Source organism: Nocardiopsis sp. EMB25 (genome assembly GCF_026797795.1).
Classification (GTDB): domain Bacteria; phylum Actinomycetota; class Actinomycetes; order Streptosporangiales; family Streptosporangiaceae; genus Nocardiopsis; species Nocardiopsis lucentensis.
Window position 1 is genome coordinate 6165304 of the sequence record NZ_JAMTDN010000001.1, and the last position, 21290, is coordinate 6186593.

Here is a 21290-nt window from a genome sequence, read left to right on the forward strand (position 1 = left end):
GCCACCCCGGATGCGGGTGCCACCCGGTGTGTCCGTTGCCTTACGGCGGTAGCGAAGCTGCTGGTTCATCAAGTTCCTTGCCTGGTACCCCGTGCTGGGGCCGGGGATGAGACGCCTTTCTCGCATGGCCTGCTCGGGAAAGCGCGTCAGTACCTCGAACGCGCGAGGACGGCACGAAAGTTCCGTGGATACCGAGTCCCGCAGTCGGGATGGGGGCGGGCTCCGCGTCGTGGCGGCCGCCGCCGTGGAATTCCTCGTCTCCCGTGCGATGGAGCGGGCTGGTCGGTGAGACCGGTCGGCCACATCGATGATCGTTCCCACGAGGGCCGCCCAGCCTCGGATTTTACCACAGGCCCGTAGCCGATTCGTGACGTGAGCGACGCAAGGTCGTGCTCGTGTGGTTTGGTGTCCGCGTGCCGCCAGGGGCGCGTGTCACGTCCCTTGGGCGGTTCCGGCGGGTTCCGCGGACTCCGGCGGTGTCAGATCCTCCTGCTGCAGCGCCCACACGCACGCCGACAGGGTCAGCGGGACCGCCACCGTCAGCGCGATCGCCGGAATCGCCACCCCCGAGTCGTTGACCGCGAACCCCACCAGGGCGGTCACCAGCGAACCGGTCAGACCCGCCCGGAGGGTCGGAGCGTACTCGTAGGCCCGCTGGAGCGCGCCGATCCGCCAGTTGGTCGGTCGGTTGAGCACCGCGAACAGGAACACCAGCGCGCACGCCGCGAGCAGGGTCAGCTGCCAGTTGCCGAAGGTGCCGAGCATGGCCGACAGCTTGCGGCCCAGCACCGTCCCCGCCTCTCCGTCCAGCACCTGGGCGGCGAACGCGCCGACGTGGCTGCGCGCCTTCGCGGGGCGCTGGAGGTCCAACCAGGCCAGGGCGGTGATCGCCGCCACGGCGACCGTCCCCACGGCGGCCAGCCGCGGTGGGGTGATCCTCACCCCCGCGATCATCATCGCCGTCACCGCCAGTCCCGGGATCAGGGCGATCACCCCGCCGAAGTCGGTGCCCAGGCCGGGCCAGCCGACGATCAGCACCGTGGCCGTCCCGATGACGAGCGTGGTGGTCACGGCGGCGCGGTGCCACCCCCGCGTGATGAGTTCGTGCGAGACCCCCGCCACCGCCATGAGCATCCCGGTCGCGAACGTGGCGAAGGCGATGTTCCCGATCCCGTAGAACCGGCCCGCGACGATCGGCGAGTACCCCGTCGGCGAGTTCATCTGGAGGTTGGCGCCGAAGCACAGGTCGAGGAAGAGCACGGCCGTGGTCGCGCCCGCCACCACGGTCATCGGACCGAGGACCGACCGCCGCCACGGCCCTGCCACGGCGGCCGCCACGACCAGTGCGTCGGCGACGACCACGCAGGTGAGGAGGGCGAGGAACGGGGCGCCGGAGGCCCACCAGGGGACCAGGTTGGCGAGGTAGCTGGCCACCGGGAAGGCGGCCCCGGCCAGTGCCACGATCCGCGTGACGGAGAACACCAGGGAGCGCTTGTCCGGTTGGCGGTTCGAGTACCGGTGCAGGGCGAAGGCTGCCGCCGCGTAGATGAGGAGCTGGAAGGTCACCAGGCCGCTGTAGAACCCGGGCAGAGCGGTGCCCACGATGGTGGCCGCGGTGTTGAAATCCACCAGCTCGTCCACCGCCGCCGCGGTCGTCGCCGGGCGCGCCGTCGTGTGCCAGGCCCGGCCGCCGGTCGGGTCCGAGGGGGCCACCCCGAGCGTGTCCATGACACTCGGCGTGGTGTCGGTGAGCGCCACCAGTCCGGCGCGCCGGGTCGACTCCGAGGCCAGGAACCCCTCCCGACCCACCACACCCCCGTCGGTGACACGGCCCGACATGGCGACGGTGAGCTCGGAGGGGCCGGTGTCCATGGACACGCCGACCACCATCAGGGTCGTGCCCTCGGGCAGGAGCCGCGTGAGCGTGCGCATCCGGGCGTCGATCTCCGCCAGAGCCCCGTCACGCTCCCATTCCGGGACGTCGTCGGGGTCGGTGCGCTCCCCCTTGTCCCCGAGGTCGTCGCCGTCGCCGTCGCCGTCGTCGTCGGGGGAGGGGCTCGGGTTCGGACGTGTCGGGTCGGGGTAGAGGCGGGTCAGCTCCGGAAGCTCGACCACGGTCAGCGACGCCTCGCGGAGGTGGCCGGGTGTCAGGCCCCGCGGGTCGCGGAGGTAGCGGTCGACCGTCCCGGAGGTGTCGGCCGCGCCGACCGCCGCCCCCGGCCCGACCGCGAGGGTCGTCCCGCCCGCGTCGCGCACGGTCTGGCCGAGGAGGCCCACGGGCGCGGCGAAGACCGACCGCGCGTTCTGGCGCACGTACGTGTCGAAGCCGGTGACGCGGGCCCCCGCCCCCACGAGCTGGGGTTTGGGGGCGGGTTCGCACACCGTGAAGCGCTCGCGCACGGACAGCGCCCGCTGTCCCGCCGACACGGAGAGCCATCCGTCGGTGGGGCACGTACGCGAGGTGGCCGTCCGGATGGACACGTTGGCGATCGAGGTCCGCCCGGCCAGGTCCCAGAGGGTTGGTGTGGACTCGGGGGTGATGTCCCGCCACAGCAGGCCCGGTACCCCCACCAGGACCACGGGAGCGCCGTCCACCGTGCGTGTGTCGGCGGAGGCGGCCGGTCCCGTGAACACCAGCGTCGACGCCGTGGCGGCGAGGAGGAGCGCGAGGAGCGCGAGGGCCCCCGGTCGGGCGCTCCGGTCCCGTGCCGCCAGCGGGGCGGCCCCTCGCTTCCCTGCCATGGCTGCCCCCCGTCGTGTCCGGTCGATCACCCTAGTGACCGGCGGCGTCGCGGTGGGGGACCCGGCACCCGGGAGTGGGGTCGTGTCCGCCCCGCGCCCGGGGCCAGGGCCTGTTGGGGAACGGTCACCTCAGGGGGTTGCCGTTCGGGCGCCGGCGGGGCGCTGCACGACGAGGCGAGCCGCGAGCGAGGAACGAGCGGCAGGCGAAGGGGAGGAGGAAGCATCCCTGCCTTCGGGGCGCCCGAACCCGGGCCAAAGCGCAGCGGAGGACCCAAAAAAGCACTGCTCAGTCCGCCAGGCCCCACCGCTTGAGGGTCTCGGCCGTGTCCGGCAGTTCCCGCCCCCGGGTGACGCCGCCGGGGGTGCGGCCGAAACGGGGCGCGGGCCCGGACACCACGCGGTCGCCGTCGCGGACGAGCGTTCCGCGGGCCCGCATGTGCGGGTGGTCGGGGGCCTCCGCCAGCGACAGGACCGGCATCACGCACGCGTCGGTGTCCTCGAAGACCTCGGCCCACTCGTCGCGGGTGCGGCCGCGCAGGACCTCGGCGAACCGTTCGCGCAGCCGGGGCCAGCCCTGGCGGTCCCACTGGTGGGGCAGGTTCTCGTCGGTCAGGCCGGTGCCCTCCAGGAAGGCCGCGTAGAACTGCGGCTCGATGCACGCGACCGACACGTGGCGGCCGTCGGCGCACTCGTACACGTCGTACCAGGGAGCTCCGGTGTCGAGGTAGTTGGTGCCGCGTTCGTCGCTCCAGGAACCGCGGGCGCGGTCCTCGTGCACCATCGACATGAGCAGTGAGCTGCCGTCGACCATCGCGGCGTCCACCACCTGGCCGCGGCCCGACCCCTGCCGCTCGACCAGGGCGCTGAGGATGCCCGTGACCGCGAACATCGTGCCGCCCGCGAAGTCCCCGAGCAGGTTGATCGGGGGGACCGGCGGGCCGCCCGCACGGCCGACGGAGTGCAGCGCGCCGTTGACGGAGACGTAGTTCATGTCGTGTCCGGCCGTGTGCGCCAGGGGGCCGTCCTGTCCCCACCCGGTCACCCGGGCGTAGACCAGGCGCGGGTTGAGCTCCAGACACGTGTCGGGGCCGAGGCCGAGCCGTTCCATGACCCCGGGCCGGAAGCCCTCCAGGAGGACGTCGGCGCGCGCGACGAGGTCGAGTGCGAGCCCGCGGCCCTCGTCGGACTTGAGGTCGGCGCCCAGGACGGTGCGCCCCTCGCTCATGTGCGGGCCGTTCCCCCCGGAGCGCATCGCTTCGGCGGCGGCGGGCCGGTCGAGGCGAATGACGCTCGCGCCCAGGTCCGCGAGGAGCATTCCGGCCATGGGGGCGGGGCCGATCCCGGTGAACTCGACGACACGGATTCCGTTGAGGGGTCCCATGGGTGGCCTCCTGAACCTGGGGATGGACTGTGCGAGGGCGAGGGGTGCCCGCTCGACTAGAACGACGTTCGGTTCATTGTGCAGTCTCGGCCGCCCGGGTGCCACACGGGGCCGGAGGAATCTGGTCGGGCGGGCCGGTCACGCGCCGGTCCAGGGGTCCGTGAGTGAATTTCGGTTGAGCGCCACAACGCATTCTTCGATGGGTGTTAATGTGACGGTGTCCGCTGGTCACAAGAGATGCGGCGTGCATTATGCGCGCGATTTCCGTTATGTCCGAAATCCATCGCCGCCAGCGTGAACCCCCGCCAACCCCAGGAGTCGCGGGGATGATCCGTTGTGTGGACCTTCCGGTTCGGGCGATGCGACGGATGGCCGTCCGGGCCTTTCCCTCCCTCAGGAAAAGGGTGAATCCACCATGAGTCGTGTTCCGAGGAATTCCTCCCGCCGTACTCGGGGCGGGCGCCGCCGCGCCCGCCGTGCCACGACCCTCCCCCTCCTGGCCGCGGCCGCCGCCGGACTCCTCGCGGCCGCTGTCGGGGGGACCGCCCTCGCCGTGGACCGGAGCGTCGTCCTCGACGCCAACGGTGAGGAGCGCACGATCCACACCTTCGGCGGGACCGTCCAAGACGTCCTCGACGCCGCCGGAATCACCCTCACCGAGGGTGACGTCGTCGCCCCCGACCCCGACGCGCCGGTCGCCGACGGAGAACACGTCGTCCTGCGCTCGCCCCGCGACCTCACCGTCGAACTCGACGGCCACGCACTCGACCACAGCGTCCACGCCGCCACCCTCGGGGAGGCCCTCCCGCAGATCGGCCTCGACCCCGAGGCCGTCGAGCTCTCCCAACACCGGGACACCCCCCTGCCCGACGACGGGCTCGTCGTGAGCGCCGAGCGGGCCCCGCGCATGGTGGTGATGTACGACACCGTCCGGACCGAGACGCGCACCGCCGGCGCCACCGTCGCCGACGTCCTCGACGCCGCCGGAGTCACACCGGGCGAACACGACGTCATCACCCCCGCACCCGACGCGCCCGCCGAACCCGACATGGTCATCCGGATCCTCCCGGTCGTCGGGGAACCCGTCACGGAGGAGGTCGTCATCGAGGCGGAGACCGTCGAGGAGGAGGACCCCGAGCTTCCCGAAGGTGAGCGCGAGGTGGTCACCGAACCCGTCGACGGGCTCAGGGAGATCACCACCGCCACCGTGCTGCGCGACGGGGAGGAAGTCGAACACGAACTGTCCGAGACGATCGTCACCGAACCCGTCGACGGTCTCGTCCGCGTCGGTACCCGTCCGTCGGAGACGGCCCCGGTCGGCGGTGGACCGGCGGCCGGGCTCAACTGGTCCGCGCTCGCCGAGTGCGAGTCGGGCGGCGATCCCACGGCCGTCAACCCCGCGGGCTACTACGGCCTCTACCAGTTCAGCCCCAGCAGTTGGAGCTCGGTCGGCGGCAGCGGACTGCCCTCGGAGGCCAGCGCGGCGGAACAGACCCAGCGCGCCCAGCAGCTGTACACCAACGTCAACGGGGACTGGCGGAGCCAGTGGCCGCACTGCGGCGCACGCCTGTTCGACTGAGTTCCGGTGTCCGGGCAATGGCAAGATGTGGGGGTGACACAGACACCCGCACCCGACCCGACCGACCCGTCCGAGCAGTCCCGACTGCTGACGCCCGCTGACGTGCGCGCGCTCGCCGAACGGTTCGGTATCCGGCCCACCAAGACCCTGGGCCAGAACTTCGTCATCGACCACGGCACCGTCCGCCGGATCGTCAGGGTCGCGGGGGTCACCGCCGACGACGTGGTCGTCGAGGTCGGACCCGGCCTCGGCTCGCTCACCCTGGCCCTGTTGCCACACGTGCGCCAGGTCACCGCGATCGAGATCGACCCCGCTCTGGCCGAGGCGCTGCCCGGAACCGTCGCCTCCCACGCTCCCGACCTCGCCGACCGGCTGAACGTCGTCCCGGGCGACGCCATGCGGATCGCGGAGGTTCCCGGGCCCACGCCCACCGCCCTCGTGGCCAACCTGCCCTACAACGTGTCCGTGCCGGTGCTGCTCCACCTGCTCGAGCTGCTCCCCAGTCTCGAACGGGTACTGGTCATGGTGCAGGCGGAGGTCGCCGACCGGATCACCGCCACACCGGGCGGCCGGATCTACGGCGTCCCCTCCGCCAAGATCGCCTGGTACGCCGCGGCCAGGCGGGCGGGTGCGGTCGGGCGCAACGTCTTCTGGCCCGCGCCCAACGTCGACTCCGGACTGGTCGAACTGATCCGCCGGCCGCCCCCCGCCACCGAGGCCACCCGTGAGGAGGTCTTCCGGGTGATCGACGCCGCCTTCGCCCAGCGCCGCAAGACCCTGCGCGCCGCCCTGTCCGGGTGGGCGGGTTCGGCTCCGGCCGCCGAGGGGGCCCTGCGCGCCGCGGGGGTCGACCCGACCGCGCGGGGCGAGTCGCTCGGGATCGAGGAGTTCGCGGCCATCGCGGAGCACCGGCCGCGGGACTGAGGCGTATTCGCCTGGGGCCTTCGTGCTGCTCCGACCCACCCGTCACCCACCACCGCCCGTGTGCCGCTTCGCGGGAGTGCGGGGCACCCTCAACGGACGCCTTCGGCGTGGTGTTTCCCTCTTCGTCACCCACCACCGCCCGCATGCCGCTTCGCGGAAGTGCGGGGCGGCCCCGGCGCCCCTCAGGCCTGGGGCTTGGCGTGGCTGTCGTGGCGGTCACCGTTGCGGCGCGACCGCGTGAGCGCACGCGCCACACCGGCCACACCCAGCCCTGCCGCCAGCACGGGCAGCACCCACACCACGTTGAACCCCCAGTCGCCCGTGCCCCGGACGACGAACGCCAGTGCCAGCCCCAGGAACAGCAGGCCCGCGACGAACGACCCCCAGTCCGTCCTACGCCTCGCCATGCCGTACCTCCACAACCCCGACCAGTCCGTCGGTGTCCACGCTGATCGACGGGGCTTCGGCGCCGTCGCCGTCCCCGTCGCTTCCGTCCGCCGTGACCGGCGGGAGGACCTCCCGGTGGTCGAGGGACACCCCGACCCGGTCCTCGCCCTCCTTACCGTCCCCCAGGTCCACCACGCCGACCCCCAGGTGGGATTCCACCTCCACGCGCGCGTCCTCGGGCAGGAGCAGCGTCGTCACCCCGTTCACCCGGACGGTCAGGTCGAGCGTGTCGCCGGGCTCCAGGTCCGCCAGGCCGGTGAGGTCGAGCGTGGCCCTCCCCACCGTCAGCCGGTAGTCCCCCGACTCGGCCTCGGCCACCGTCTCCGGCCGCCAGTCCGACTCGCCGGCGCGCAGCCGGGTCAGGTCGGTCGACAGCGAGGCGGCCGCCGCCAGCGCCAGGACCAGGCCCAGGGCCATCAGACCACCGGTCCGCCCCGTCCACGTGCCGACCAGGGCGTACACCCCCACGACCGCCAACGCCCCGGCCAGGAAGAAGACCCCGGTCTCCGGACCGAACACCAGGGTGGCGGTCTCCCCGCTCCACAGTGACGAGTTCCACCCCTGGACCGCGACCGACACGACCACCGTGAGGCCGACGATGGTCCACAGTGCGAGAGAGGCCAGCGGCACCCCACCGCGCCGACACTTCTTCTCGGCGGACCGCTCTTCGGGTTCCCGGGGCTCGGGCCCGGGCGGTGCCGACCCCCCGCCCCCGTCCGCACCGTGCGGATCGGCGCCCGCTCCCGCGGTGCGCCCGGCGACCACGGCCAGGTCCACCGGTCCCTGCGGAGCCGAGGCCCAGGGCTGCGCCGGGTTGTAGTAGGCGGGCGCCGGTGCTGGCGCGGGTGTGGTCGGGGGCGGCTGCCGCCGACGCAGTTCGTCACGCAGCCCCGTGAAGCTCGCCCGCAGGTCCACGCCCCGGTTGCGCGCGGCCAGCAGCCCCAGGATCAGCGGGGTGGCCAGGACCAGGGTCGACCACCCGAACCCGCCGACCAGGCTGAACGCGGTCGCCACCGCCAACCCGACCGCCAGCAGCTTCACCACCGTCCCCGACGGGATGCTCCGGTCCAGCATCTGTTCGAAGGTCGCCGGTCCGCCCTGGTCGTCGCGCATGAGCATCCAGGCGCCGACGTAGAGGAGGAGGCCGGTCGCCCCGGCGAACGCCGTCAACGCGAACGCGGTGCGCCACACGATCGGGTCGGTGCCCGTGTAACGGCCGAGCCCGGTGCACACACCCGCGAGTACGCGGTCCTCGCCCTTGCGGAGCTCCTGCTCGGGTCCGAGCGTGGCCGCCTCCGCGGCCGGCCCGTCAGTCATCGTCGATCACCGCACCCTCCTCATGCCCCCATCGTCACCCGAACACGCTGGTCGGCGGAATCCGGGACGACCCTGAACCCACCCTGACCGACACCCGGGTCCGACCGGGGGAGCCACCCGATGGTGCCCGTGTCCGTCCACCGTGCATCCTGTTCACACGGGAAACACGAAGGCGGCGCGCGCACCCGCGCCGCACACGGACGGAAGCGGTGATCGGGCGGTGGCAGGAACGGTGGTCGACACGCCACGGCTCACCAGGGCGGTGGACGGTCGGCTCCTCGGCGGAGTCGCCGCCGGGCTGGCACGGCACCTGGGCGTCGACCCCGTCGTGGTCCGTCTCGCCTTCATCGCCCTGTCCGTCGGCGGTATCGGCGTCGCGGTCTACACCGCCCTGTTCTTCTTCGTGCCCAAGGAGGAGGCGCACACCCAGGAGGAGGGCCGGGACGGGGCGCTGCGCAAGGGCCGCGACGTGTCCCAGCTCCTGGCCTACATCGGCCTCGGCGTCGGACTGGGCACCCTCTTCCTCGTCTTCGGCGGCGTCTTCGACCCGCTCCTGTGGTTCGTCGTCTTCGGCGCGCTCGGCGCCACCATCCTGTGGCAGCAGGCCAACCCCGCCCAGCGCGACGAGTGGATGTCCACGACCGTGCGCCACGCCGGGAGCAAGGCGCTCATGCGCACGGGCGCGGGCGTCCTGCTCATCGTCGTCGGGGTCATCGGCTTCCTCGTCTTCCAACAGCAACTCCAGGACGCCCGGGCCGGGCTCACCTTCGCCTTCACCCTGCTCGCCGGTATCTCGCTGGTCGTCGCCCCGTGGATCATCGGCCTGATCCGCGACCGGGACCAGGAACGCCGCGAGCGCATCCGCAACGCCGAACGCGCCGAACTCGCCGCGCACATCCACGACTCCGTCCTGCACACCCTGACGCTCATCCAACGCCGGGCCGAGGACCCCCGCGAGGTCCAACGCCTGGCCCGCGTTCAGGAGAGGGCCCTGCGCAGCTGGCTCTACCAGCGCCCCGCCGACGCCGAGACCACCGTCTCACCCGGGCTGGAACGCGTCGCCGCCGAGGTCGAGGAGGAGCACGGCGTCCCGATCGAGGTGGTGTGCGTGGGCGACTGCCCCCTCGACGACGCGCTGGGCGCGATGCTCCGCGCCGCCCGGGAGGCCATGGTCAACGCCTCCAAGTACGCCGGCTGCGACACCCTGTCGGTGTTCGGGGAGGTCGACCAGGAGGAGGTCCTCGTCTTCGTCCGCGACCGCGGCGCCGGGTTCGACCTCGACGAGGTGCCCGAGGACCGCATGGGGGTGCGCGGCTCCATCATCGGCCGCATGGAGCGTCACGGCGGTTCGGCGCGGATCCGCACGGCCCCGGGCGAGGGCACGGAGGTGCAGTTGCGGATGCCCAGAATTCCGCAGTATTAGGGCGTGTGTGGTGGGTGCTGCCCGTCGCGAGCGGCGCATCCAGTGCGGCTGTCGCAAGGCCGAAGAAGGAGTAAGCCTGGGTGTGCTTTCGACTGATGAGAACGTAGCGAGAGTTGTGCTGGGGCGTCGCGCAGCAGGGCGTGTATCCGCCATACACGCCCTAACTTCCGGAACCGATTGTGGACACGACCGGATGCGGACACCGCTCGAACACGGGTACCGGGAGGCCGAAGGTGCTGGATAGAGTCCAGGATGTGGCAGACGAGAGCACGCGCTTCAGTGACGGTGACGCGGTTCCCCGCGTCGTGATCGTGGACGACCACCGGCTGTTCCGCAGCGGTGTGCGGGGCGAGCTCGGCGACGCCGTCGAGGTCGTCGGGGAGGCGGGGGACGTCGACGGCGCGGTGCGCGTCATCGGTGAACAGCTCCCCGACCTCGTCCTCCTGGACGTCCACCTTCCCGGTGGCGGGGGAGTCGAGGTCCTGCGCCGTGTCCTGGCCCAGCACCCGCAGATCCGCTTCCTGGCCCTGTCGGTCTCCGACGCGGCCGAGGACGTGATCGGGGTCGTGCGGGGCGGCGCGCGCGGCTACGTCACCAAGACCATCTCCGGCAGGGACCTCGCCCAGGCGATCGTTCGGGTGGCCGACGGCGACGCGGTCTTCTCACCGAGGCTGGCCGGGTTCGTGCTGGACGCGTTCTCCGCGACCGACGCGCCGCCGGTCGATCCGGAACTGGACCGACTCACCCAGCGCGAGCGCGAGGTCCTGCGGCACATCGCTCGCGGCTACGCCTACAAGGAAGTGGCCAAGGAGCTGTTCATCTCGGTCAAGACCGTGGAGACCCACGTGTCCTCGGTGTTGCGCAAGCTCCAGCTGTCCAACCGGCACGAGCTGAGCCGTTGGGCGACGGCGCGCAGACTGGTCTGAGCCCGGCCCCGGGCGGGGCGGGACGCGCGTCGGCCGCCACCCCCGGCGGGGGTGGCGGCCGACGGAGGCGCCGGGGGCGTGTTCCGGATCAGCGCAGGGCGTCGAGCATCCGGCCGAGGAACTCGGCCTCCGCGACCTCGGTGATCACACGCGCGGGGCGGCGGTCATCCGACGCGGGGCGCGGACGCAGGTCGGCGACGGTCATCCCCCGGGTCAGGTCCCCGGAGAGCTCCACCCGCAGCGGCGCCTCGAAGGACTCCGTCACCAGGTGCGGGTCGACCAGGACGGCCGCGGCCAGCGGATCGTGCATCGCGCACTGGCGCACGCCGAAGATCCCCGTGTAGAACTCCGCGTAGAAGTCGAGGAAGGCCGAGGTGCGCTCGGCGCGCTCGCTCCCGACCTCCTTGAGCTCCGCCAGCCATGCGGGCGTGGCGACCGTCTTCATGGTGATGTCCAGCGCGATCAGGTCCAGGTCGAACCCGGCGGCGAACACCGCCTCCGCGGCCTCGGGGTCGTTGTTGATGTTGGCCTCGACGTGCGAGGCGACATTGCCCGGTGCGCGGACGGCGCCGCCCATCACCACCAGGCGGCGCACCAGCCTGGGCAGCTCCGGCTCCAGGCCCAGGGCGATCGCCAGGTTGGTCAGTGGGCCCACGGCCAGCACGTCGATCTCACCGGGTGACTCGCGTACCAGCCGCACCAGCAGTTCGGCCGCGGACTCCGCCACCGGCTTGCCGGTCGGGGCGGGCAGCTCGACATCGCCGAGACCGTTGCCTCCGTGTACGTGCTCGGCCAGGCGCGGGGCCTGGACCAGCGGACGCGCCGCGCCGACCGCCACGGGCACGCCGGGGCGCCCGTACAGGTCGAGCAGCCGCAGCGCGTTGTCCGCCGTGACGTCCACGCTGTTGTTGCCGAATACCGCGCCGATACCGGCGATCTCCACCTCGGGCCGCGCGGCGAGGTAGGCGAGCGCGACGGCGTCATCGATGCCAGGGTCGCAGTCGACGAACACACGCATGGTCAAGGAACTCCCCCCGAAACGTCGAACGGTCCCGGAAGGGACCCGTACCAGACCAGCCTAAATCGCCCATGGGTCCCCATTGGCCCGTCGACGTCGTGGAACGCCCAGGTCGGACCACCCGGGCGGTCCGACCAGGCACGGAGCCGGACGGTGGTTCGGGTGGCCGGTCGGGGCGGTGACGGAGCGGCACCGGTGTCGCACGGGACCCGTAACCTGGTAGTCGTGTCCTCCCAAGAGCAGCTCCTCGAAGGTCTGAACGGTCCCCAGCGCGAGGCGGTCACCCACAGCGGCGCTCCGCTCCTGATCGTGGCGGGTGCCGGTTCGGGCAAGACCCGTGTCCTCACGCACCGCGTCGCCTACCTCATGGCCGAACGCGGGGTGCGGCCCGGCGAGATCCTCGCCATCACCTTCACCAACAAGGCCGCGGCCGAGATGAGGGAGCGCATCGAGGCGCTGCTCGGCCCCCGGGCGGCCAACACCATGTGGACGATGACCTTCCACTCGGCGTGCGTGCGGATCCTGCGCCGGGAGGGGCACCGGCTCGGTTACCCGAGCAGCTTCACGATCTACGACTCCGCTGACGCCGCGCGCCTCATGCAGCTGGTCTGCAAGGAGATGGACCTGGACCCCAAGCGGTTCCCGCCCAAGTCCTTCTCCGCCCAGGTGTCCAACCTCAAGAACGAACTCGTCGACTACGACGCCTTCGCCGAGCAGGCCCAGAGCGAGCAGGAGAAGAAGCTCGCCGAGGCCTACCAGCTGTACCAGCGCCGCCTGCACGAGGCGGGCGCCATGGACTTCGACGACCTGATCATGCTCACCGTCAACCTGTTCCAGATGTATCCGGACGTGGCGGAGTACTACCGGCGCCGCTTCCGGCACGTGATGGTCGACGAGTACCAGGACACCAACCACGCGCAGTACGTGTTCGTTCGTGAGCTGGTCGGAGTGGCGGACGCGGACGGTCCCGGGGCGGGGGACGCGGCGGTGGGCGGTGTCCCGCCCGCCGAGCTGTGCGTGGTCGGTGACGCGGACCAGTCGATCTACGCGTTCCGCGGCGCGACCATCCGCAACATCCTGGAGTTCGAGCGCGACTTCCCCAACGCGCGGACCATCCTCCTGGAGCAGAACTACCGCTCCACCCAGACCATCCTGTCGGCGGCCAACGCCGTCATCGACCGCAACGAGGGCCGCCCGGCCAAGAGCCTGTGGTCGGAGAAGGGCGAGGGGCCCGCCATCACGGGTTACGTCGCCGACAACGAGCACGACGAGGCCGCGTTCGTCGTGGGTGAGATCGACACGCTCACGGACGACGGGACGGTCACGCCGGGACAGGTGGCGGTCTTCTACCGGACCAACGCGCAGTCCCGCGTGTTCGAGGACGTGTTCATCCGGATGGGGCTGCCGTACAAGATCGTCGGCGGTGTGCGCTTCTACGAGCGCAAGGAGATCCGGGACATCCTGGCCTACCTTCGTGTGCTGGCCAACCCGGAGGACACGGTGAGCCTGCGGCGCATTCTCAACGTGCCCAAACGTGGTATCGGGGCGCGCGCGGAGGAGGCGGTCGAGCTCTTCGCCGCGCGGGAGCGGATCTCGTTCGCCCGGGCGCTGCGGAGGGTGGACGAGATCCCCGGCATCGCGACCCGGTCGGCGCGCGCGGTGGGATCGTTCACCGCTCTCCTGGACGAACTGGCCGAGATCGTTCCCACGAGCAGCCCGGCCGAGATCGTCGAGGCCGTACTGGGCAAGACGGGCTATCTGTCCGAGCTCACCGAATCCAAGGACATCCAGGACGAGAGCCGGGTGGAGAACCTGGAGGAGTTCGTCGACCTGGCGCGCGAGTTCGAGCACACCTTCGCGGCCCTGTTGGAGGAGGAGCCGCAGGACGTCGGCGAGCCCCTGGAGGAGAGCGAGGACGAGTCCGCTTCCGGGGAGGGAGACCGACCCGGGGGCGTGGATCCGGGAGAGCCGACGCTCGTCGACTTCCTGGAGCGGATCTCCCTGGTCGCCGACACCGACCAGATCCCCGACGCGGACGACGAGGGCGGTGTGGTCACGCTGATGACGCTGCACTCCGCCAAGGGGCTGGAGTTTCCCGTGGTGTTCCTGACCGGTATGGAAGACGGGGTCTTCCCGCACATGCGCACGCTCGGGGACAAGCAGGAGCTGGAGGAGGAGCGGCGGCTCGCCTACGTCGGGCTCACCCGTGCCCAGCAGCTCCTGTACGTGAGCCGTGCCGCCGTGCGCAGTGCCTGGGGGTCGCCCTCGTACAACCCGGCCTCCCGGTTCATCGACGAGATCCCGTCGTCGCTCGTGGAGTGGCGCCGGGCGGAGTCGACCCTGGCCGCTCCGCCGAGCCGGAGTATCGGCGGGTCGTCCTGGGGCTCCGGGGGCCTCAGCGGTGGCCGCGGTGCCGGTGCCGGTTTCGGCGGTGGTTTCGGTGGCGGCTCGAAGTCGCGCGGCGCGGTCAGGAGTCCGAAGAAGGAGGCCCCGACACTGAGTGTGGGGGACCTGGTCAACCACGACTCGTTCGGCATGGGCCGTGTCCAGCTGGTCGAGGGCACGGGCGACAAGACCAAGGCGCGGATCGACTTCGGCGCGGACATCGGCGAGAAGGACTTCCTGGTCAAGTACGCCCCAATCGAGAAGCTCTAGCCGTTGGGGCGTTGCCCGGGGCGGGTCAGGTGTAGGGCACGACACCGCCACGTTCGTGGAAACGTGTCACGAACACTCCCCGGCGGGGGTAGAGTTGGGGACGACCGAGCGAACCGGACGCGACATCTGCGCGGACGTGCCGGTCGTTCCCCAGGATTCAGGACGGCTCCTCGTCGTCCGTTCGATCCAACCGGATGTGGTTCGAGCAGGTGCTCGGGGCATGTACGATCGGGGAGTTGCCTCAAAGCGGAGAGATTCGCGAAAAGGCAAAAGCAGGGCAAGTGGGTACTTTACCCCGTTCGGTTGATCCGAAACCGCCGATTTGGCGGGACACGGAACACCTGATAAAGTAAAGACACAACAAAGCGGAAACGCAGACGCCTTCCACGGAAGAGCGACCGGACACACAAACCGGGGCTTGTACGGGAAGAGCGGTTGCTTCTTGAGAACTCAACAGCGCGTGTTTGATTTTCTTTAAGCCATGTTTGTTTTGGCCCCGTCACACACGAACCACGTGTTCGGTGTGAAGGGTTCCTTTGATTAACCACGAGAGTGGTTGGTCAGGATTACTTCTAGGTTTACCCGCCCAGACCCCTTTCAGGTGGTCGGGCAGGGTTGAGTGACCTTTATGGAGAGTTTGATCCTGGCTCAGGACGAACGCTGGCGGCGTGCTTAACACATGCAAGTCGAGCGGTAAGGCCCTTCGGGGTACACGAGCGGCGAACGGGTGAGTAACACGTGAGCAACCTGCCCCTGACTCCGGGATAAGCGGTGGAAACGCCGTCTAATACCGGATACGACCCACCACCTCATGGTGGAGGGTGGAAAGTTTTTCGGTCAGGGATGGGCTCGCGGCCTATCAGCTTGTTGGTGGGGTAACGGCCTACCAAGGCGATTACGGGTAGCCGGCCTGAGAGGGCGACCGGCCACACTGGGACTGAGACACGGCCCAGACTCCTGCGGGAGGCAGCAGTGGGGAATATTGCGCAATGGGCGAAAGCCTGACGCAGCGACGCCGCGTGGGGGATGACGGCCTTCGGGTTGTAAACCTCTTTTACCACCAACGCAGGCTCCGGGTTCTCCCGGGGTTGACGGTAGGTGGGGAATAAGGACCGGCTAACTACGTGCCAGCAGCCGCGGTAATACGTAGGGTCCGAGCGTTGTCCGGAATTATTGGGCGTAAAGAGCTCGTAGGCGGCGTGTCGCGTCTGCTGTGAAAGACCGGAGCTTAACTCCGGTTCTGCAGTGGATACGGGCATGCTAGAGGTAGGTAGGGGAGACTGGAATTCCTGGTGTAGCGGTGAAATGCGCAGATATCAGGAGGAACACCGGTGGCGAAGGCGGGTCTCTGGGCCTTACCTGACGCTGAGGAGCGAAAGCATGGGGAGCGAACAGGATTAGATACCCTGGTAGTCCATGCCGTAAACGTTGGGCGCTAGGTGTGGGGACTTTCCACGGTTTCCGCGCCGTAGCTAACGCATTAAGCGCCCCGCCTGGGGAGTACGGCCGCAAGGCTAAAACTCAAAGGAATTGACGGGGGCCCGCACAAGCGGCGGAGCATGTTGCTTAATTCGACGCAACGCGAAGAACCTTACCAAGGTTTGACATCACCCGTGGACCTGCAGAGATGTGGGGTCATTTAGTTGGTGGGTGACAGGTGGTGCATGGCTGTCGTCAGCTCGTGTCGTGAGATGTTGGGTTAAGTCCCGCAACGAGCGCAACCCTTGTTCCATGTTGCCAGCACGTAATGGTGGGGACTCATGGGAGACTGCCGGGGTCAACTCGGAGGAAGGTGGGGACGACGTCAAGTCATCATGCCCCTTATGTCTTGGGCTGCAAACATGCTACAATGGCCGGTACAATGGGCGTGCGATACCGTGAGGTGGAGCGAATCCCTAAAAGCCGGTCTCAGTTCGGATTGGGGTCTGCAACTCGACCCCATGAAGGTGGAGTCGCTAGTAATCGCGGATCAGCAACGCCGCGGTGAATACGTTCCCGGGCCTTGTACACACCGCCCGTCACGTCATGAAAGTCGGCAACACCCGAAACTTGTGGCCCAACCCCTTGTGGGAGGGAATGAGTGAAGGTGGGGCTGGCGATTGGGACGAAGTCGTAACAAGGTAGCCGTACCGGAAGGTGCGGCTGGATCACCTCCTTTCTAAGGAGTCTTTCACAGACCAGCGTTTTTCCTATGTGCTGGTCGGACTCGAAAGTGGACCCGCCGGGTTCCCTTGGTGGAACCGGTTGGGAGTGGCTTAGATGAGAATCGAACTTTGCCCCGGGCGACTAGAAGCGCCCGGGGGCGCGCTGTTGGGTGTCTGAGGAAGCAACCCTTGGGTTGGTTCCCGCGGACCGCCCCGGAGAACTCTTGTTCTGGTGGTGGGAGACGATGAGTCTTCTTGCTTCTGGTGTGAGTGGTGTTTGGGTATGCGGTTGGTGTTTTGATTTGTGAATAGTGTGCGCGAGCATCTTGTTATCTGTAGTGGCCAAGTGATAGTGGCATACGGTGGATGCCTTGGCACCAGGCGCCGATGAAGGACGTGGGAGGCCGCGATAGTCCACGGGGAGTTGTCAACCGAGCTTTGATCCGTGGGTGTCCGAATGGGGAAACCTAGCCCGAGTTGTGTCGGGTTGCCGCTGTCTGAATGTATAGGGCAGTTGGTGGTGACGCGGGGAAGTGAAACATCTCAGTACCCGTAGGAAGAGTAAACAACAGTGATTCCCTGAGTAGTGGTGAGCGAACGGGGAAGAGGCTAAACCGTGCGCGTGTGATAGACGGCAGTCGTTGCGTGTGCGGGGTTGTGGGGTGCATCTTTTCAGGTCTGCCGGCCTGGAGCGCTGATATCGACGATAGTTGAAGCTGTTGGGAAGCAGCACCGTAGTGGGTGAGAGTCCCGTAGATGAAGTCGTTGGTTAGGTGTTGATGTTCTCCCGAGTAGCGCGGAGCCCGAGGAATTCCGTGTGAATCTGGCAGGACCACCTGCTAAGCCAAAATACGTCCTGGTGACCGATAGTGCACTAGTACCGTGAGGGAAAGGTGAAAAGTGCCCCGGTGAGGGGTCGTGAAATAGTACCTGAAACCGTGTGCTGTCAAGCCGTCAGAGCTGACTTTCGGGTTGGTGATGGCGTGCCTTTTGAAGAATGAGCCTGCGAGTCATGGTGTGTGGCGAGGTTAACCCGGGTGGGGTAGCCGTAGGGAAACCGAGTCTGAAGAGGGCGTTGAGTCGCATGCTGTGGACCCGAAGCGGAGTGATCTACCCATGTCCAGGGTGAAGCGGGGGTAAGACCTCGTGGAGGCCCGAACCCACCAGGGTTGAAAACCTGGGGGATGAGGTGTGGGTAGGGGTGAAAGGCCAATCAAACTCCGTGATAGCTGGTTCTCCCCGAAATGCATTTAGGTGCAGCGTCGCGTGTTTCTTGCTGGAGGTAGAGCTACTGTTTGGCTGATGGGCCCGACAAGGTTACTGACGTCAGACAAACTCCGAATGCCGGTGAAGTGAAGCGCGGCAGTGAGACTGCGGGGGATAAGCTTCGTAGTCGAGAGGGAAACAGCCCAGATCATCAGCTAAGGCCCCTAAGCGTGTGCTAAGTGGGAAAGGTTGTGGAGTTGCTGAGACAACCAGGAGGTTGGCTTAGAAGCAGCCATCCTTTAAAGAGTGCGTAATAGCTCACTGGTCAAGTGGTTCTGCGCCGATAATGTAGCGGGGCTAAAGCACACCGCCGAAGCTGTGGAGCCCAGTCGTTTGGCTGGGTTGGTAGGGGAGCGTCGTGCATCCGGTGAAGCTGCCGAGTGATCGTGTGGTGGAGGGTGTGCGAGTGAGAATGCAGGCATGAGTAGCGAAAGCAACGTGAGAAACGTTGCCGCCGATTGACTAAGGGTTCCTGGGGCAGGTTAATCCGCCCAGGGTGAGTCTGGACCTAAGGCGAGGCCGACAGGCGTAGTCGATGGATAACGGGTTGATATTCCCGTACCCGTGCACGAGCGTCCAGTATCGAGGCGACGGATGCTAACCACGCTGGATGCCTAGGGTCCCTTCGGGGAGCTTGGGTTTTCTGGTCTGGGAACCGATGTTGTAGTAGGTAAGTGATGGGGTGACGCAGGAGGGTAGCTCTACCCGGCGGTGGTTGTCCGGGGGTAAGCGTGTAGGCTGGTGTGTTGGTAAATCCGCGCACCGTGTGGCTGAGACGTGATGCCGAGCCGTTTTTGGTGAAGTGAGTGATCCCATGCTGTCGAGAAAAGCCTCTAGCGAGTTCGTGTGTGGCCAGTACCCTAAACCGACGCAGGTGGTCAGGTAGAGAATACCGAGGCGTTCGGGTGAACCATGGTTAAGGAACTCGGCAAATTGTCCCCGTAACTTTGGGAGAAGGGGAGCCCTGTCTGGTGAAGATCTTTTCGGTCGGAGCTGGGTGGGGTCGCAGATAGCGGGGGGAAGCGACTGTTTATTAAAAACACAGGTCCGTGCGAAGTCGTAAGACGCTGTATACGGACTGACGCCTGCCCGGTGCTGGAACGTTAAGAGGACTGGTTAGTGGGTTTCGGCCCGCGAAGCTGGGAATCTAAGCGCCAGTAAACGGCGGTGGTAACTATAACCATCCTAAGGTAGCGAAATTCCTTGTCGGGTAAGTTCCGACCTGCACGAATGGCGTAACGACTTCCCCACTGTCTCAACCATGGGCCCGGTGAAATTGCACTACGAGTAAAGATGCTCGTTTCGCGCAGCAGGACGGAAAGACCCCGGGACCTTCACTATAGCTTGACATTGGTGTTTGGGATGGTTTGTGTAGGATAGGTGGGAGCCGGTGAAGCTGTCACGCTAGTGGCGGTGGAGGCGTTGGTGAAATACCACTCTGACTGTTTCGGGCATCTAACTTTGGACCGTGATCCGGTTCGGGGACAGTGTCTGGTGGGTAGTTTAACTGGGGCGGTTGCCTCCTAAAGAGTAACGGAGGCGCCCAAAGGTTCCCTCAGCCTGGTTGGTAATCAGGTGTTGAGTGTAAGTGCACAAGGGAGCTTGACTGTGAGACGGACGTGTCGAGCAGGAGCGAAAGCTGGGACTAGTGATCCGGCACCGGCGTGTGGAAGCGGTGTCGCTCAACGGCTAAAAGGTACCCCGGGGATAACAGGCTGATCTTCCCCAAGAGTCCGTATCGACGGGATGGTTTGGCACCTCGATGTCGGCTCGTCGCATCCTGGGGCTGGAGTTGGTCCCAAGGGTTGGGCTGTTCGCCCATTAAAGCGGCACGCGAGCTGGGTTTAGAACGTCGTGAGACAGTTCGGTCCCTATCCGCTGTGCGCGTTGGAGACTTGAGAAGGGCTGTCCCTAGTACGAGAGGACCGGGACGGACGAACCTCTGGTGTGCCAGTTGTCCTGCCAAGGGCATGGCTGGTTGGCTACGTTCGGGAGGGATAACCGCTGAAAGCATCTAAGCGGGAAGCTTGCTTCGAGATGAGGTCTCCTGCCTCCTTTGAGAGGGTAAGACTCCCTAGAGACGATAGGGTTGATAGGCCGGGTGTGGAAGCCTTGTGAGGGGTGGAGCTGACCGGTACTAATAGGTCGAGGGCTTGTCCGCTGCAGATAATTGGGTGTTCGCGCATACTGTTTCACACGGTTTTCCGCTGTGGCTCCTTGGTTCCCTTTGTGGGGGTGGGGGTTGTGGTGGTGTTGGGTTTCCGTGGTGGTTATGGCAGAGGGGTTACACCCGGTAACTTTCCGAACCCGGTCGTTAAGTCCTTGTGCGCTGATGGTACTGCCCTGTGGTGGGGTGGGAGAGTAGGTCGCTGCCACGGTTTTTCTTGGGGGGTCGTCCTTGACGGGGCGGCCCCCTTCTTTTTTGTGTTGGGGGGTGCCCGGGAGGGCGCCCCCCTTTTTTTTGTTGCGTGGGGACGATCTGGGCTGGCGGATACCCCGCTAGCGGCCGATCTGGTCCAGTTCGGCGAGATCCTCGTCGGAGAGCGAGAGACCGGCCCCGGTGACGTTCTCGCGCAGGTGTGCCGCCGACGAGGTGCCGGGGATCAGCAGGACGTTCGGTGACCGTCGCAGCAGCCAGGCGAGGGCGACGGACATCGGCGTCGACTCCAACCGGGTGGCGACGGTCGTGAGCGCCGAGGACTGGAGCGGACTGAAGCCGCCGAGCGGGAAGAAGGGCACGTAGGCGATGCCCTCCCGGGCGAGCGTGTCGATCAGTTCGTCGTCGTGGCGGTGGGCGAGGTTGTACATGTTCTGCACGCACACGATCGGTGCGATCGACCGTGCCTCGGCGACCTGCTCCGCCGTCGCGTTGCTGACTCCCAGGTGCCTGATCAGGCCCTGTCGCTGGAGTTCGACGAGCGTCTCGAGCGGCTCGGCGAGTGAGCCGGGCTGAGGTCCTGTCGCGTCACCGAGTCGGAGATTGACCAGATCGAGCACGTCGAGGTCGAGGTCTTCGAGGTTCTCGTGGATGGCGCGACGCAGATCCTCGGGCTCGCGGGCCGGGGGCCAGCCGCCCTGCTGGTCGCGGTCGGCACCGACCTTGGTCACCACGTGCAGCGCTTCGGGGTAGGGGTGTAGCGCTTCACGGATGAGTTGGTTGGTGAACCGCGGTCCGTAGACGCCGGCGGTGTCGATGTGGGTGATGCCGAGATCGACGGCTTCGCGGAGGACCGCGACCGCGTCGTCGTGGTCAGCGGGCGGCCCCATGACCCCGGGTCCGGAGAGCTGCATGGCGCCGTAGCCGAACCGGGTGACGTTCAGGTCGCCCAGAGTCCAGGTGCCGCCGGGAAGCGAGGTGGAGAGCGTGCTCATGTTCCTGTCCTTCATCGCAAGCTGAGGGTGGTGCCTGATGGCGCCTTGCATCAGTATGGGAACGCAACTTCCGAACGGGAAGTAGGCACTTCAGAG

Annotated in this window: 11 protein-coding genes and 3 rRNA genes; 8 read left to right on the forward strand and 6 right to left on the reverse strand. The window is 67.6% G+C overall.

Features of this window, described 5'->3' with window-relative positions; translation table 11 throughout:
• Window positions 1-432 precede the first annotated feature (432 nt).
• Both KIK06_RS27535 and KIK06_RS27540 read right to left on the reverse strand, forming a co-directional pair.
• Complete coding sequence (locus KIK06_RS27535) at window positions 433-2742, reverse strand: hypothetical protein (protein WP_268645649.1); 2310 nt, start codon at window positions 2740-2742, stop codon at window positions 433-435.
• A gap of 286 nt (window positions 2743-3028) precedes the next feature.
• Window positions 3029-4123, reverse strand: a complete 1095-nt coding sequence (locus KIK06_RS27540) for a CaiB/BaiF CoA transferase family protein (RefSeq protein ID WP_268645650.1) — start codon at window positions 4121-4123, stop codon at window positions 3029-3031.
• 415 nt (window positions 4124-4538) lie between these two features.
• Between KIK06_RS27540 and KIK06_RS27545 the strand changes: the two genes are divergently transcribed.
• On the forward strand, window positions 4539-5702 hold the full coding sequence (locus tag KIK06_RS27545) for a resuscitation-promoting factor (RefSeq protein WP_268645651.1): 1164 nt from the start codon (window positions 4539-4541) through the stop codon (window positions 5700-5702).
• A gap of 27 nt (window positions 5703-5729) precedes the next feature.
• On the forward strand, window positions 5730-6626 hold the full coding sequence (gene rsmA / locus KIK06_RS27550) for a 16S rRNA (adenine(1518)-N(6)/adenine(1519)-N(6))-dimethyltransferase RsmA (protein WP_026127612.1): 897 nt from the start codon (window positions 5730-5732) through the stop codon (window positions 6624-6626).
• Between the two features lie 182 nt (window positions 6627-6808).
• Here rsmA and KIK06_RS27555 read toward each other — a convergent pair whose 3' ends face one another.
• Window positions 6809-7033: a hypothetical protein gene (locus tag KIK06_RS27555; protein WP_017598668.1), complete on the reverse strand. Its 225-nt coding sequence runs from the start codon at window positions 7031-7033 to the stop codon at window positions 6809-6811.
• Window positions 7020-8390: a PspC domain-containing protein gene (locus KIK06_RS27560; protein WP_268645652.1), complete on the reverse strand. Its 1371-nt coding sequence runs from the start codon at window positions 8388-8390 to the stop codon at window positions 7020-7022. Before KIK06_RS27560 ends, KIK06_RS27555 begins: the two co-directional genes overlap by 14 nt.
• A gap of 220 nt (window positions 8391-8610) precedes the next feature.
• On the opposite strand from KIK06_RS27560, the gene KIK06_RS27565 reads away from it, so the two are divergent.
• Both KIK06_RS27565 and KIK06_RS27570 read left to right on the forward strand, forming a co-directional pair.
• Complete coding sequence (locus KIK06_RS27565) at window positions 8611-9813, forward strand: ATP-binding protein (RefSeq protein ID WP_026127613.1); 1203 nt, start codon at window positions 8611-8613, stop codon at window positions 9811-9813.
• A 254-nt stretch (window positions 9814-10067) separates the two neighbouring features.
• Window positions 10068-10739 (forward strand): response regulator, encoded by a 672-nt coding sequence (locus tag KIK06_RS27570; protein ID WP_017598671.1) that lies wholly within the window; start codon window positions 10068-10070, stop codon window positions 10737-10739.
• An 88-nt stretch (window positions 10740-10827) separates the two neighbouring features.
• Here KIK06_RS27570 and KIK06_RS27575 read toward each other — a convergent pair whose 3' ends face one another.
• Window positions 10828-11757: a nucleoside hydrolase gene (locus KIK06_RS27575; protein WP_268646219.1), complete on the reverse strand. Its 930-nt coding sequence runs from the start codon at window positions 11755-11757 to the stop codon at window positions 10828-10830.
• A 225-nt stretch (window positions 11758-11982) separates the two neighbouring features.
• Here KIK06_RS27575 and KIK06_RS27580 point away from each other — a divergent pair, with 225 nt between their 5' ends.
• The 4 genes from KIK06_RS27580 (at window position 11983) to rrf (ending at window position 20200) form a co-directional block, all read left to right on the forward strand.
• Window positions 11983-14412, forward strand: a complete 2430-nt coding sequence (locus tag KIK06_RS27580) for a UvrD-helicase domain-containing protein (protein WP_268645653.1) — start codon at window positions 11983-11985, stop codon at window positions 14410-14412.
• Window positions 14413-15037: 625 nt separating this feature from the next.
• A 16S ribosomal RNA gene (locus KIK06_RS27585) occupies window positions 15038-16570 on the forward strand.
• Window positions 16571-16895: 325 nt separating this feature from the next.
• Window positions 16896-19984: ribosomal RNA gene (locus tag KIK06_RS27590) — 23S ribosomal RNA — on the forward strand.
• Between the two features lie 100 nt (window positions 19985-20084).
• A 5S ribosomal RNA gene (rrf, locus tag KIK06_RS27595) occupies window positions 20085-20200 on the forward strand.
• Together the 16S, 23S and 5S rRNA genes form the textbook arrangement of a ribosomal RNA operon.
• Before the next feature lie 121 nt (window positions 20201-20321).
• Here rrf and KIK06_RS27600 read toward each other — a convergent pair.
• Window positions 20322-21194, reverse strand: coding sequence for an oxidoreductase (locus tag KIK06_RS27600; RefSeq protein WP_017598029.1), 873 nt, complete (start codon window positions 21192-21194; stop codon window positions 20322-20324).
• Between the last annotated feature and the right edge of the window lie 96 nt (window positions 21195-21290).